A 12999-nucleotide genomic window follows, 5' to 3' on the forward strand; every position below is an offset into this window, starting at 1 on the left:
TGGCGCCGCCACGCCCCGCCGTCGCCGCCGGGGCGGGCACCCCGGCGGCGACGTCGATTCTCAAGCGGGGACGGCGACGGGCATCGGCTCGGCGGCCTCGGCGACCGCTTCCCGCCCGGCACGGCGGCGGGCGCCGACCGCGAGCAGCAGGATGCCGCCGGCCACCCACGCAGCCAGGGTGAGCGCCGCGGTGAGACCGCCGGTGCCTCCGAAGTAGGCGGCGGAGCGCACGAGCGTGCCGGTGGCGCCCGGAGGCAGCAGCTGACCGACGAGCCCCAGTCCGCCGGGCAGCCAGGCGGCCGTGGTCGAGATCCCCGCGAGCGGGTTGCCGACGAACATCATGATCATCGCGCCGATCGTGAAGCCCTTGCCGCCGAAGGCCTCCTGCAGCCCCGCGAGGGCGAGCGCCAGGGCACCGATACCGAGGGCCATCGCCGCGGCCACCGGCCAGAAGCTCGCCACCGCGATGCTGCCGAACGAGAAGGCGAGCACGCCGGCCACGATGAGGCCGCCGACGACCGAGAACGCGGCGATGCCGGTGACCGCCCAGCCGAGGCTCCGGGCGAACACCTTGCGGAATGCGACGGCGGGCACGATGCCGCCGAACACGAGCGGGAAAGCCAGTCCGCCAATGCCGATGCCGCTGGGATCGGCTTTGGGAAGCGGCACGACGTCGGTCACAACGGCGAGAGAGCCGTCGGCCTGCGCCAGTGCCTGCGCCGTCGCCGTCACGGTTCCCGAGATGGCGGACGAGCCCGCGCTGGCGACGAGCGCCTGCACGCCGGTGCCGTCGAGGACGATCCCGCCGACGATCTCCCGGTCGGCGATCGCGGTGCGCAGGTCGTCCTCAGAGGCGAAGGTGCGCGTGTCGTAGGCATCCGGTGCCGACCCGGCGAGCCCGGCCTCGACCTGTGAGACGTCGGAGGGGGAGCCGACGATGCCGAGGGGCAGGTCGTGGGCGCCGCTCTTGAGCGACGGCATCACGAACAGCATCAGCAGCACGACGAGGATCACACCGAGCCCCGCAGTGAGGCCCAGCATCTTCACGAGCGGCGAGGGGGTGCGGCGCGCTGCGGATGCCGGGGCGACGGCGTCGGCGGTGGGGGAGGTCATGCGGAGTCCTGTCTGCCCGAAGGCGAAGCGGAGGGATTTCCTCCAGTATACGGAGATCCCTCCTCCACATACGCTGAGAGGCGACGTGCGACGCCCCATGATCGACACCGGAAGGCCGCCATGCGCTCCGACGCCCTGAAGAGACGCGAGACCATCGTGCGCGAAGCCCGTCGGCTGTTCGCCGCGCAGGGCGCGTCGGTGCCGCTCGAGGCGATCGCCGAGGCGGGCGGCGTCGGCATCGCGACGCTCTACCGCAACTTCGCCTCGCGCGCGGAGCTGACCGAGGCCGTGGCGCTGTCGATCCTGGCCGAGATGCGCCATGCCGCCGGCCGCGCACTCGAGGCGCTTCCGCGCACCCCCGACGACGCCTGGCACCGCTTCCTCCACGCCCTGGTGGGGCTCGACCTCGGGGCGCTCACCGAGGCGCTCGCCCATCCCGCGGACGCCGAGATCTCCGCCGGCGTCCGCGCGGCACAGGACGACACCCTCGGCCGCGTCGCCGACGTGCTCACCGCCGCCCGCACCGCCGGCCTCGTGCGCGCCGACCTCGCCCCCCTCGAACTCGTGCTCGCCGTCGGGATGATCACCCGTCCGCAGCCGGCCGCGATCGCGGCATCCACCCCCCACCTCGTCCCCCGCCTGACCGCGATCCTCGAAGCCGGGCTGCGCGCCGCGCCGGGCGCGGCGACGACCGCTGCAGGCACGACGCCAGCGGACCGTTCTACACTCAGCCCATGAGCACCGACCCGACCCCGGCGGTCGCGAAGGCGATCGTGGCGCACAAAGTGCTCAACAACAACGTCGTCATCACCGTCGACGCGCGCGGCACCGAGCGGGTACTCATGGGCCGCGGGCTCGGCTTCCAGTTGAAGCCGCACGACACGGTGGATGCCGCCAAGGTGGAGAAGACATTCGTGCTCGACGCCGGGTCGGAAGGCGACCACGAGCGCCAGATCCTCACCGACGTCCCCTACGCCGTCATCGAGGCGGTCACGCGCGCCGTCGACGAGGCCGAGCGCATGCTCGGTCACCACCTGGGTCGTCGTCTCACGGTGGCCGTCATCGACCACATCCAGTACGTCCTCGAGCGCCTGGCCCAGGGCGTGCGGATCCCGGCCGCGTCCATGCCGGAACTCCGGGTCCTCCACCCGCAGGAATCCGCCGCTGCCACCCGGATGGCCTCGTCGATCAGCGCCGCGCTCGACACCCGCCTTCCCGATGAGGAGGCGGTGTTCCTCACGATGCACCTGCTCAACGCGACCCGCGATGAGCCCAACGGCACCGCAGCGCTGCTGTTCCGCCGCGTGCAGCACGTCGTGGCGACGGTGGAGGCGGGACTCGGCGTCGATCTGAACGTCGAGAGCCCCGACTACGCGCGGTTCATCCTGCACGTGCAGTTCCTGCTGCAGCGGCTGGTGTCCCGGTCGATGCTGCGGGGCAGCGACACGTCGTTCTTCGAGTTCGCCAAGCACAGCTACCCCCGGTCGTACGCGATCGCGGAGCGGGTGAAGGGGTACGTCCGCGAGGCGACCGGGTCGGAGCTGACCGACGAGGAACTGCTCTACGTGATCGTGCACGTCGAGCGTCTCGCCCAGCAGGTCTCGCCTGGACCCGCCCAGACACCCGTGCTACCGTAAGCGACGCAGGGCGGTGACGCCCTGTGGACGTCTTCGGATTGTTACCGCGTCAGCGGGCAAAACCTGAGCTCACATCGCCGGAATCGGCGGTGAACGAGTTCAGGTTTTTTTGTTGCCCGGAAACACCCCGTCGACCTCCTCATGCGATGGATGCCGCAGAGCTGCGGCAGAAGGAGAGCCGGTCCGATGGACTACTCAAAGACCGCTGCGGGCGTCCTCAAGGGCGTCGGCGGGGAACAGAACGTGCAATCGGTGGTGCACTGCGCCACCCGGCTGCGCTTCGTCCTGAAGGACGAGGCCAAGGCCGACACCGCCGCGATCAAGGCCACGCCGGGCGTCATCACGACGGCTCAGGCCGGCGGTCAGTACCAGGTCGTCATCGGCAACGACGTGCCCGAGGTGTTCGCCGAGCTCGGCAAGATCACGAAGCTCGGCGGCGGCGGGACACCCGCGCAGGATGCCCCGAAGGGGAACCTGTTCAACCGCTTCATCTCCATGATCGCCGCCATCTTCACGCCGCTGCTGTGGGCCCTCGCCGGCACCGGCCTGCTCAAGGCGTTCCTGGCCGCCGCGGTCACGTTCGGCTGGATCGACACCACGACGTCGACCTACACAGTGCTCAACGCGCTGTCGGACGCGTTCATCAACTTCCTGCCTCTCGCGCTGGCGTTCACGGCGGCCCGCTACTTCAAGGCATCCGAGTTCACCTCGTTCGCGATCGCGGCAGCACTGCTGTACCCCACGATCACGCCGCTGGTGGGTGCGGCGGACCTGACGTTCTTCGGCATCCCCTTCACGATGGTCAACTACGTCTCCAGCGTCATCCCGATCATCATCGTCGTGTGGCTGCAGAGCCACGCCGAGAAGTTCCTCTACGCCAAACTCCCCAGCGCCGTGCGCCGGTTCGTCACTCCGATGATCATCGTGCTCATCGCGGTGCCGCTCGTGTTCGTCGTCATCGGACCCATCTCCGCCATCCTCAGTGGCTGGATCGGCACCAGCATCGGCTGGGTCTTCGCGACCGTGCCGTGGCTCGGTGGCGCCCTCATGGGCGGCCTGTGGCAGGTGTTCGTTATCTTCGGCCTGCACTGGGGCCTCGTGCCGCTGTTCAGCCTCGAGTACCAGACGACCGGACAGATCCTGCTGACCGCGCCCGTCTTCGCCGCCGTTCTCGCACAGGCCGCGGCCGTCGCCGGTGTCTGGGTGCGCACGCGCAACAAGCGCCTGAAGTCCCTTGCCGCCCCCGCGACACTCTCCGGCTTCCTCGCCGGCATCACCGAGCCCGCGATCTACGGCATCAACCTGCCCCTCAAGCGCCCGTTCGCCTTCGGCATCGTCGGCGGTGTCCTCGGCGGCGCGCTGATGTCCGCCGGTGGCGTCTTCTCCACGAGCTTCGTGGTCCCGTCGGGCCTGGCCCTGCCCGCGCTGTTCGGCAACGGCAGCATGGTGCTGCTCGCAATCGGCCTGGGAGTGGCGATCATCGTGCCGTTCCTGCTGACCGTGATCGTCGGTTTCAAGGACCCCGAAGAAGATGCCGTCATCGCGGCCGAGAGCACGGATGTCACCGTTCTGAGCCCCCTCGATGGCACCGCCGTGCCGCTGTCCCAGGTGCCCGACGCCGCGTTCGCCGAGGGCGGTCTCGGTCAGGGCGTTGCGGTCATTCCTCGCTCGGGCGCCGTGTACGCACCGTTCGACGCGGTCGTGGTCGCGGCCTTCCCGACCGGTCACGCAGTGGGCTTGCGCCACGATGACGGCGCGGAGCTGCTGATCCACATCGGCATCGACACCGTCAAGCTCGGCGGGCAGCACTTCTCACTCAAGGTGACCAGCGGCCAGGAGGTCAAGGCGGGCGACCTGCTCGTGGAGTTCGACCTCGACGCGATCGCCGCCGCCGGTTACGACCTCACGACCCCGGTCGTGCTGACCAACGCCGATCTGTACCCGACGGTCGGCAGGCCCGCGACCGGCCCGATCGCCCACGGCGACCCGCTGTTCTTCGCGATCGCGGAGCAGCCGGCGCTGGCTGCCAAGTAACCCGCGCAGCATCCACTCTTCCCCGGCGGGGCGCCATGGCGCCCCGCCGGGGAAACCATGAACCAGGAAGAGAACATGACCACCGAGACGACTTTCCCCGACACCTTCCTCTGGGGCGGCGCGACCGCGGCCAACCAGGTGGAAGGTGCGTACAACGAGGGTGGCAAGGGCCTGTCCATTCAGGACGTCATGCCGCACGGCATCACGACGCTGCGCACCGAGGGTCCGACCGACGACAACCTCAAGCAGGTCGCGATCGACTTCTACCACCGCTACGCGGAAGACATCGCGCTGTTCGCGAAGATGGGGTTCAAGACGTACCGCTTCTCGATCGCGTGGAGCCGCATCTTCCCGAAGGGCGACGAGACCGAGCCCAACGAAGAGGGCCTCGCGTTCTACGACCGCGTGCTGGACGAACTCGAAAAGCACGGCATCGAGCCCCTCATCACCATCTCGCACTACGAGACCCCGCTGCACCTCGCGGAGACCTACGACGGCTGGGTGAACCGCGACCTGATCGGCTTCTACGAGCGCTACGTGCGGGTGCTGTTCACCCGCTACGGCGCCCGGGTGAAGTACTGGCTCACCTTCAACGAGATCAACTCGGTCATCCACGCTCCCTTCATGTCCGGCGGCATCAACACCCCCAAGGATCAGCTCTCCCCGAGCGACCTCTACCAGGCGGTGCACCACGAGCTGGTCGCCAGCGCCCTGGCCACCCGCGTGGCGCGCGAACTCGCTCCGGACGCGCAGATCGGCTGCATGATCCTCGCAATGCCGACCTACCCGCTGACCCCGGACCCCGCCGACGTGCTCGCGGCGCTCACCACCGACCGCACCAACCTCGCCTTCGGCGACATCCACGTGCGCGGCGAGTACCCCGGCTACTACCTGCGCTCGCTCCGGGAGAAGGGCGTGGAGCTGTCGATCACCGACGAGGACCGGGCCCTCCTGAAGGAGAACACCGTCGACTTCGTGTCGTTCAGCTACTACGTGAGCATCTGCGAGACGGCGGACGAGTCGCGCCGCGTGATCGGCGAGGGCAACATCTTCGGCGGCGTGCACAACCCGACGCTCAAAGCATCCGAGTGGGGCTGGCAGATCGACCCGGTGGGGCTGCGGATCGCGCTGAACCAGTTCTGGGACCGGTGGCAGAAGCCGCTGTTCATCGTCGAGAACGGCCTGGGCGCCAAGGACGAGCTCGTCGAGGTCGACGGGGTCAAGACTGTCATCGACGACTACCGCATCGCCTACCTCAACGACCACCTGGTGCAGGTGGGCGAGGCACTCGCCGACGGCGTCGACGTCATGGGCTACACGTCGTGGGGCTGCATCGACCTCGTGAGCGCATCCACGGCTCAGATGAGCAAGCGCTACGGGTTCATCTACGTCGATCGCAACGATGACGGCACCGGCACGCTCGAGCGCTTCCCGAAGAAGTCGTTCGACTGGTATGCCGAGGTCATCCGCACCAACGGAGCCTCGTTGCGCCGCTGACCGTTCCGCGCCGAATCGTGTCCAGGGTGCCCGTGCGGCATCCTGGACACGACCTGTTTTGGAGAGAATCTGTGACCATCCCCCGCATCGCCTTCCTCGACGTCGACGGCACCATCCTCGACCACGGCAGGGACATCGCCGCCTCGACGATCGAGGCGGTGCGCTCGGCCCGCGCCGCCGGGTGTCTGGTGTACCTGTGCACCGGCCGCTCCTCCGGAGACATCGACGCCCGGGTGCTCGAGATCGGCTTCGACGGCGCCGTCACGAACGGCGGCGCCTACGCCACCGCCGGCGACGAGACCATCGTGGCCGACCCCATGCCCCGGGATGCCGTCGAGCGCCTCGTCGATTACTTCGAGCAGCACGGCATCCTCTACTTCCTGCAGACGGATGCCGCGGTCTACGCGAGCCCGGAAGCACAGGCGGCCACCGCGGCGTTCATGGAGCAGGCGCTGAGCATCCACTACGACGCGGACGAGCCGCAGACGGCGCCACAGGGCATCCCGCGCTTCCACGACCTCGCCGACATCAACCTCGACCACGTCGCCAAGGCGGTCTTCCTCGGCGATGACCCGGGCACCGTCGCGCGTGCGCAGCAGGATCTCGGCGACCGCTTCCACGTCATCCCGGGCAGCATGCCGCTGCCCGGCGGAACCAACGGCGAGATCGGCATGAGCGGGACGACGAAGGGCTCCGCGATCCAGCGCGTGCTCGAGCGGCTCGGCATCGACGCGGCGGAGTCGATCGGCATCGGCGACAGCTGGAACGACGTGGAGATGTTCGAGGTCTGCGGCGTCGGCATCGCGATGGGCAACGCCGAGGAGGCGCTGAAGGCCCGCGCCGACGAGGTCACCGCGAGCATCCACCACGACGGCGTCCACCGCGCGTTCGTGCGCCACGGCCTCGTCGCGGGCTGACCCGCGCGAGGCCGCGACCGTCACAGGAAGATGTCGGGGAACAGCTCGCTGTCGGGGGTGCCCGGCACGGCGGCGTAGCCGGAGAAGTCGGTGACCCCCGCTTCCGCGAGCACGTCCTCGACGATCAGCGTCTGGCCGCTGCGCTCAGAGGCCGGACGGATCAGCACCTCGTAGGCGGCATCCGCGTAGATCTCCGGCGTGCGGCTGACCTTCATCATGCGGTCGCCGCCCAAGGCGAACTGCACCGCGGCGGTGGCGATCGTCGTCGCCGGCCACAGGGTGTTGGCCGCGATGCCGTCGTCGGCGAACTCGGCCGCCATCCCGAGGGTGGCCATCGTCATGCCGTACTTCGCGAGGGTGTAGCCGGTGTGCGCGCCGAGCCACCGCGGCGAGAGGTTCAGCGGCGGCGACAGCGAGAGGATGTGGGGGTTCTCGGCATCCTTGAGCATCGGCACCGCCGCGCGGCTCAGCATGAACGTGCCGCGAACGTTGACGTCCTGCATCAGGTCGTACTTCTTCGCCGGAAGATCCAGCGAGCCCGACAGGTCGATGACGCTGGCGTTGTTCACGACGATGTCGATGCCGCCGAACTCGCCCTGCGTCTTCAGCACCGCCGCCATGATGTCGTCGTCGTTGCGCACATCGCCCACGAGCGGCAGCGCCTGCCCGCCCGCCGCCCGGATCTGCTCGGCGGCCGTGTGCACGGTGCCCTCGAGCTTGGGGTGCGGGGTGTCGGTCTTCGCCAGCAGCGCGATGTTCGCACCGTCCCGCGCCGCGCGCAGGGCGATGGCGAGCCCGATCCCGCGGCTGCCTCCGGACATCAGGATGGTCTTGCCGGCGAGGCTCATGCGTTCTCCTTCGAAGCGGACTTGCGGGATGCCGAGGCGAACGCGGCCACGCGGGCCTTCGCCTCGGGGGTGTCGAAGGCCGCGCCGATCGATCGCGCCTCTTCGTCGAGCTGCTCGGCGAAGGTGCGCTCGGTGCGGGAGCGGATGAGGCGCTTGGCGTGCCCGTACGCGCCGTGGGCACCGGCGAGCCAGAACCGGGCGACCTCCTCGGCGCGCGCCCGAACCGCCGCGGCGATCGATGCGGCGTCGTCGCCGGCGACCACCTCGGCCACCAGACCCCACTCCCGGGCCTCCTCTGCCGTCAGCAGGCGGTCCTGCAGCACGAGCTGCAGCGCCCGGCGCTGTCCCACCGCCTGCGCGAGCTGGGCCGACACCGACAGATCAGGCGTCAGACCGATGTTCGCGTAGAGGCTGCCGATGCGGGAGTCCGCGCCGACGATCGCATAGTCGCTCGTGAGGAGGATGCCGAGGCCCCCGCCGGCGGTGGTGCCGTGCGCGGCGGCGACGACGGGGATCGCGGACTCCGTCAGAGCGCGGATGCCGGTGTTGATCACCTCGGCGAGGTCGCGGATGTCCTGGCCCGACCCCATGGTCTGGGCCATCGCGCGCACATCGCCGCCGGCGCAGAACGCCCGCCCCGCGGCATCCAGCAGGATCGCCCCGACATCGTCGCGCGAGGTCGCCTCGACCGTGACGCGCTCCCACTCGCGAGCGAGCGTGGCATCGAAGGCGTTGAGGCTCTCGGGGCGATTGAGGGTGATGCGGGCGAGCCCGTCGTGGACGCTGAACAGGATGGCGTCGCTCATGGTTCTCCTTATTTCGGTGCCATGCGGATGGCACCGTCGAGGCGGATGGTCTCTCCGTTGAGGTAGCCGTTGTCGACGATGTGCGCCACGAGGGCGGCGTACTCGTCGGGGCGGCCGAGGCGGGCGGGGTAGGGCACCTGCTGGCCGAGGGAGTCCTGCGCGGCCTGCGGCAGGCTCGCGAGCATGGGCGTCTCCATGATGCCGGGGGCGATCGTGACGACGCGGATGCCGTAGCGCGCGAGCTCCCGTGCGATCGGAAGCGTCATGGCGTGCACGCCGCCCTTGCTGGCGGCGTACGCGGGCTGGCCGATCTGGCCGTCGAAGGCGGCGACGCTGGCGGTGTTGACGATGACGCCGCGGTCGCCGCCTGCGGTCGGCTCGGTGCGGGCGATGGCGGCGGATGCCTGAGCGACGACGTTGTAGGTGCCGATGAGGTTGACCCGGACGATGCGCTCGAAGTCCCCGAGGGGGGTCGGGGCGCCGTCGCGGTCCAGCACCTTCGCGGGCGGGGCGATGCCGGCGCAGTTGACCACCACCCGCAGGGGTCCGATGCTGGCGGCGGTCGCGACCGCGGCCGCAACCTCGCTCGGGTCGGTGACGTCGGCGGGGGCGAACGTGCCGCCGAACTCCGCGGCGCGCTCGGCGCCGGCGGACGAGGGCAGGTCGATGATCACGACATGCGCGCCGGCATCGGCGAGGCGGCGCGCGGTGGCCAGTCCCAGCCCGCTGGCTCCTCCGGTGACGAGGGCGGATGCGCCGGCGATGTCCATGCGTTCTCCTTCGAACTGATTCTGCGTCTCGCAAACTGTGCGACTGCGTCCCATGCGGACCGTCGCTGGTCCAGGCTACCGGCACCGGAGGCGGGCGGGCAGACTGCCACATGATCCAGGTCAAGCGTGTCTGTGACGCGGGCCGCCCTGCGGGCCGTGACCGCCGGCGCACGGCAGGATGAGGCGGTGTCGATTCCACTTTCCCCACTCGAGGTGCCCCCGCGGGTGCAGGCCCTGGCCGCGGGGGCTGCGCTCATCCCGGTCTGGCGCAACAAGCTGGGCGGAGTGACCTTCCGCACCGACGACGGCAGGTACATCAAGTACGGCCCACGCAACGCCGAGACGACGATGGCGGGCGAGGCGGACCGGCTGGGGTGGGCCGCGGCCCACACACCTGTGCCGCGCGTCCTGGACCACGGGACGGAGGGCGACGACGAGTGGCTCGTCACGGCGGCGCTCCCCGGCCGGTCGGCCGTCGACCCCCGGTGGGTCGCGGAGCCGGCCGTCGCAGTTCGGGCCCTCGGCGAGGGCTTGCGCGCGCTGCACGATGCCCTGCCGGTGGCGGGGTGCCCGTACGACTGGAGCGTGCCCGCGCGCGTGGCGAACGCGGCGGCGCGCGGCATCCGGGTGCCCGCCGCGCTGCACCAGCCCCCGCCGGTCGATCTGCTCGTGGTCTGTCACGGCGACGCGTGCGCCCCCAACACCCTGCTCGACGATGCAGGGCAGTGGTCGGGGCATGTCGACCTCGACTCACTGGGCGTCGCCGACCGCTGGGCCGACATCGCGGTCGCGGTGATGAGCACGGGGTGGAACTACGGGCCAGGGTGGGAGCGGCCTCTCCTCGCGGCGTACGGGATCGCTCCCGACCCGGAGCGCATGGCCTTCTACCAGGAGCTGTGGAACGCGACGTGACCCGTCCCCTGGCTGTCTGCCCGCCCCTGGGCGACGGGCCGTCAGCGGCCGAGGATCGGGGTGAACGCACCCACCGCGATCGACACGGCCAGCGCCGTCGCTGAGATCACCGCCCCGGAGAGCAGCAGGATGCCGTCGCCGGCGGTGAGCCGCGACTCCCGCGCCCAGGTGCGCGCGGTGGGCGCCCCGAACGCCCGCGCCTCCATGGCGGTCGCGAGCGACGACCCCCGCCGGATCGCCAACACGAACAGCGCGAACGCCGTGCCCACCGCCCGCCGCAGTCGCCCGGTGTCGGCGACGCCGCGCGCCCGCCGCGCGAGCGACAGCGCCCGCCAGTCATCCACGAGCAGCCCCAGCATCCGCATGCCGGCGAGCGCCCCGAGCACGAAACGGGCCGGCAGCCGCACGATCTGCGCCAGCCCGTCGGCGAGGTCGGTGGGGTCCACCGTGACGAACAGCACCACCGCGGGCAGGCCGATCGCGAGCACGCGCAAGAAGGTCGCCGCCGCCAGCAGCAGCGACCCCTCGCTCACCCGGACGAAGAGCCACTCGACGTAGACATGGCCGCTCGTCGCCCCGTAGAGCGCGATGGTGACGGCGGAGGTGGGAGCGGCGACCCACAGCGGCAGCGTCCGCAGCCAGAACTGCCGGGCGCTGAGGCCCGCCGCCAGCAGCAACGGGATCTCCAGCAGCAGGGCGACAAGCGCCGACACCGGATCGATCGTCACGACGAGCGGCAGGGCGATGAGCAGCGCGGCGCCGAGCTTGGCGACCGCGTTGCGCGCGGCGACCGGACCGCTGCCGACCCGGGGACTCACCGGCCCACCTCGAAGCGGCGGGCATGCAGGGCTGCGAGCACGGCCTCGTCGTGGGTGATCGCGACGATCGCGAGCGGACCTCGCTCGTCGATGCCGTCGCGGAGCCCCGCGATGATCGCCACGAGCTCGGCCCACGTGGTGGCATCCTGACCGAAGGTCGGTTCGTCCAGCACCATCACGCGGGGGCGCGTCGCGAGGGTCGCGGCGACCGTGAGCCGGCGCTTCTCGCCGCCGGAGAGCGTGTAGGGATTGGCCTCGGCCAGACGCGCGAGCCGCAGCCGCTCGAGCAGGTCGTCCACCCGCGCCGTCACCTCGCTCTCGGGCAGGCCGAGCGCACGCGGCCCGACGGCCAGCTCCTCGCGCACGGTGCGCGCCAGCAGCTGATGCTCGGGATCCTGAAAGACCGTGCCGATGCGGGTCAGCAGGCTGCGCGACGACCAGCCGGCCGGGTCGGTTCCGGCATCGGCCCGACGTCGGCGCGCCGCAGCCCCCGCGGCGAGCGCGTCGGATGCCACGACCCGCCCCGCCTCGGACCGCACCAAGCCCGCGAGGGTGAGTCCGAGGGTGGACTTGCCGGCGCCGTTCGGCCCGACGACGCCCAGCACCTCCCCCGCCCGCACCTCGAGGTGCAGCGGGCCGGCGACCGGAACCCCCGGGGTGCGCGCCACCACGAGTCCGCGCGCGGTCAGCAGCGCCTCGCCGGGGGCCCCGGCGGGCGGCGGCGGCACCCGCGGGGCGATGCCGGGCACCCACACCCCTGCCGCGCCGAGCTGCCGCGGCAGGTCGGCTTCGCGGGGGATGTGCTCCCCCGAACCCAGCACGGCGCGCGGGGACCCATCTGCGAGCACACCGCCCCCCGGCGCAAGCACGACGACGCGGTCCACCAGCGGCAGCCACACGTCCACCCGGTGCTCGATGACGATCAGTGTGGCGCCGGTGGCATCCAGGACCCGGCCCACGGCGTCGCGCACCTCGGCGACGCCTGCCGGGTCGAGGTTCGCGGTCGGCTCGTCCAGCAGCAGGACCCCCGGACGCATCGCGATGACACCGGCGAGCGCGAGGCGCTGCTTCTGCCCGCCCGACAGCGCCGAGGTCGACCGGTCCAGCGGCACCTCGAGGCCGACCGCGTGCAGCGCCTCGTCCACCCGCTGCCAGATCTCCTGCCGTGGCACGCCGAGGTTCTCGCAGCCGAACGCGACGTCGTCGCCCACACGCGCGAGGATCGTCTGGCTGTCGGGATCCTGCAGCACGAGCCCTGTGGTGCCGCGTGTCGCCGTCGCCGGCGCGCCGCCGACGAACAGCGCACCCTCCTGCTCGCCCTCGTCGGCACCGCCCAGCACGCCGGCGATCCCCTGCAGCAGGGTCGACTTGCCCGATCCCGAGGCTCCGAGAAGCAGCACGCGCTGGCCCGGCTCGATGCGCAGCGACACGTCGCGCACCGCCCAGGCCTCACGCGTGGCATAGCGCCAGCCCCACCCGCGGGCCTCGACGGCGGCGGGTGGGGAGGCAGCGGATGCCGCCACGTCAGACGCGCCGGGAGACCTCGCGGCCTGCCGCGAACCTGCCCAGCGCACCGGTGGCGGCCAGCCCTCGCGCGATGAGCCAGGCGCCGAGACCCGCGATGACCGCGCCCGAGAGCGTCGTCGA

General features: G+C 71.2%; 12 protein-coding genes. 6 read left to right on the forward strand and 6 right to left on the reverse strand.

All coding sequences use genetic code 11. The features are described 5' to 3' along the window. Positions 1–60: 60 nt before the first annotated feature. Positions 61–1113: a hypothetical protein gene (locus NQ160_RS01120; RefSeq protein WP_257513390.1), complete on the reverse strand. Its 1053-nt coding sequence runs from the start codon at positions 1111–1113 to the stop codon at positions 61–63. Positions 1114–1233: 120 nt separating this feature from the next. Between NQ160_RS01120 and NQ160_RS01125 the strand changes: the two genes are divergently transcribed. From NQ160_RS01125 to NQ160_RS01145, 5 genes are all read left to right on the forward strand, one after another. Next, the gene (locus NQ160_RS01125; protein WP_257513391.1) at positions 1234–1851 is read left to right on the forward strand and encodes a TetR/AcrR family transcriptional regulator; all 618 of its coding nucleotides are present in this window, start codon (positions 1234–1236) and stop codon (positions 1849–1851) included. Next, positions 1848–2750 (forward strand): PRD domain-containing protein, encoded by a 903-nt coding sequence (locus NQ160_RS01130; protein WP_257513392.1) that lies wholly within the window; start codon positions 1848–1850, stop codon positions 2748–2750. The genes NQ160_RS01125 and NQ160_RS01130 overlap by 4 nt, the downstream gene beginning before the upstream one ends. Positions 2751–2936: 186 nt before the next feature. Next, positions 2937–4784 carry a beta-glucoside-specific PTS transporter subunit IIABC gene (locus NQ160_RS01135; RefSeq protein ID WP_257513393.1) on the forward strand — a complete coding sequence of 616 codons (1848 nt, stop codon included), beginning with the start codon at positions 2937–2939 and terminating at the stop codon, positions 4782–4784. 57 nt (positions 4785–4841) lie between these two features. After that, positions 4842–6281 carry a glycoside hydrolase family 1 protein gene (locus NQ160_RS01140; RefSeq protein ID WP_374113617.1) on the forward strand — a complete coding sequence of 480 codons (1440 nt, stop codon included), beginning with the start codon at positions 4842–4844 and terminating at the stop codon, positions 6279–6281. 71 nt (positions 6282–6352) lie between these two features. After that, complete coding sequence (locus NQ160_RS01145) at positions 6353–7198, forward strand: HAD family hydrolase (protein ID WP_257513395.1); 846 nt, start codon at positions 6353–6355, stop codon at positions 7196–7198. A gap of 20 nt (positions 7199–7218) precedes the next feature. Here the strand turns inward: NQ160_RS01145 and NQ160_RS01150 are convergent, their stop codons facing one another. Genes NQ160_RS01150 through NQ160_RS01160 form a run of 3 tightly spaced genes read right to left on the reverse strand, consistent with a single transcriptional unit; the run spans position 7219 to position 9622 of the window. After that, a complete protein-coding gene (locus NQ160_RS01150) occupies positions 7219–8046 on the reverse strand; it encodes an SDR family oxidoreductase (protein ID WP_257513396.1) in 828 nt (275 codons plus the stop codon). Continuing rightward, positions 8043–8852 (reverse strand): enoyl-CoA hydratase/isomerase family protein, encoded by an 810-nt coding sequence (locus NQ160_RS01155; protein ID WP_257513397.1) that lies wholly within the window; start codon positions 8850–8852, stop codon positions 8043–8045. The genes NQ160_RS01150 and NQ160_RS01155 overlap by 4 nt, the downstream gene beginning before the upstream one ends. 8 nt (positions 8853–8860) lie before the next feature. Further along, a complete protein-coding gene (locus NQ160_RS01160; RefSeq protein WP_257513398.1) occupies positions 8861–9622 on the reverse strand; it encodes an SDR family NAD(P)-dependent oxidoreductase in 762 nt (253 codons plus the stop codon). Positions 9623–9808: 186 nt separating this feature from the next. Between NQ160_RS01160 and NQ160_RS01165 the strand changes: the two genes are divergently transcribed. After that, entirely contained in the window at positions 9809–10534 is a 726-nt protein-coding gene (locus NQ160_RS01165; protein WP_257513399.1) for an aminoglycoside 3'-phosphotransferase, read from the forward strand. Positions 10535–10575: 41 nt separating this feature from the next. Here NQ160_RS01165 and NQ160_RS01170 read toward each other — a convergent pair whose 3' ends face one another. Continuing rightward, the gene (locus tag NQ160_RS01170; protein WP_257513400.1) at positions 10576–11352 is read right to left on the reverse strand and encodes an energy-coupling factor transporter transmembrane component T family protein; all 777 of its coding nucleotides are present in this window, start codon (positions 11350–11352) and stop codon (positions 10576–10578) included. After that, positions 11349–12875: an ABC transporter ATP-binding protein gene (locus NQ160_RS01175; RefSeq protein ID WP_257513401.1), complete on the reverse strand. Its 1527-nt coding sequence runs from the start codon at positions 12873–12875 to the stop codon at positions 11349–11351. The genes NQ160_RS01170 and NQ160_RS01175 overlap by 4 nt, the downstream gene beginning before the upstream one ends. Positions 12876–12999: the final 124 nt, after the last annotated feature.

The sequence above is a fragment of the Microbacterium sp. zg.Y909 genome (assembly GCF_024626565.1).

Coding starts and splice junctions, on each gene's coding strand:
- NQ160_RS01120 (WP_257513390.1), bottom strand. CDS start 1,113: ATGACCTCCCCCACCGCCGACGCCGTCGCCCCGGCATCCGCAGCGCGC.
- NQ160_RS01125 (WP_257513391.1), top strand. CDS start 1,234: ATGCGCTCCGACGCCCTGAAGAGACGCGAGACCATCGTGCGCGAAGCC.
- NQ160_RS01130 (WP_257513392.1), top strand. CDS start 1,848: ATGAGCACCGACCCGACCCCGGCGGTCGCGAAGGCGATCGTGGCGCAC.
- NQ160_RS01135 (WP_257513393.1), top strand. CDS start 2,937: ATGGACTACTCAAAGACCGCTGCGGGCGTCCTCAAGGGCGTCGGCGGG.
- NQ160_RS01140 (WP_374113617.1), top strand. CDS start 4,842: ATGAACCAGGAAGAGAACATGACCACCGAGACGACTTTCCCCGACACC.
- NQ160_RS01150 (WP_257513396.1), bottom strand. CDS start 8,046: ATGAGCCTCGCCGGCAAGACCATCCTGATGTCCGGAGGCAGCCGCGGG.
- NQ160_RS01155 (WP_257513397.1), bottom strand. CDS start 8,852: ATGAGCGACGCCATCCTGTTCAGCGTCCACGACGGGCTCGCCCGCATC.
- NQ160_RS01160 (WP_257513398.1), bottom strand. CDS start 9,622: ATGGACATCGCCGGCGCATCCGCCCTCGTCACCGGAGGAGCCAGCGGG.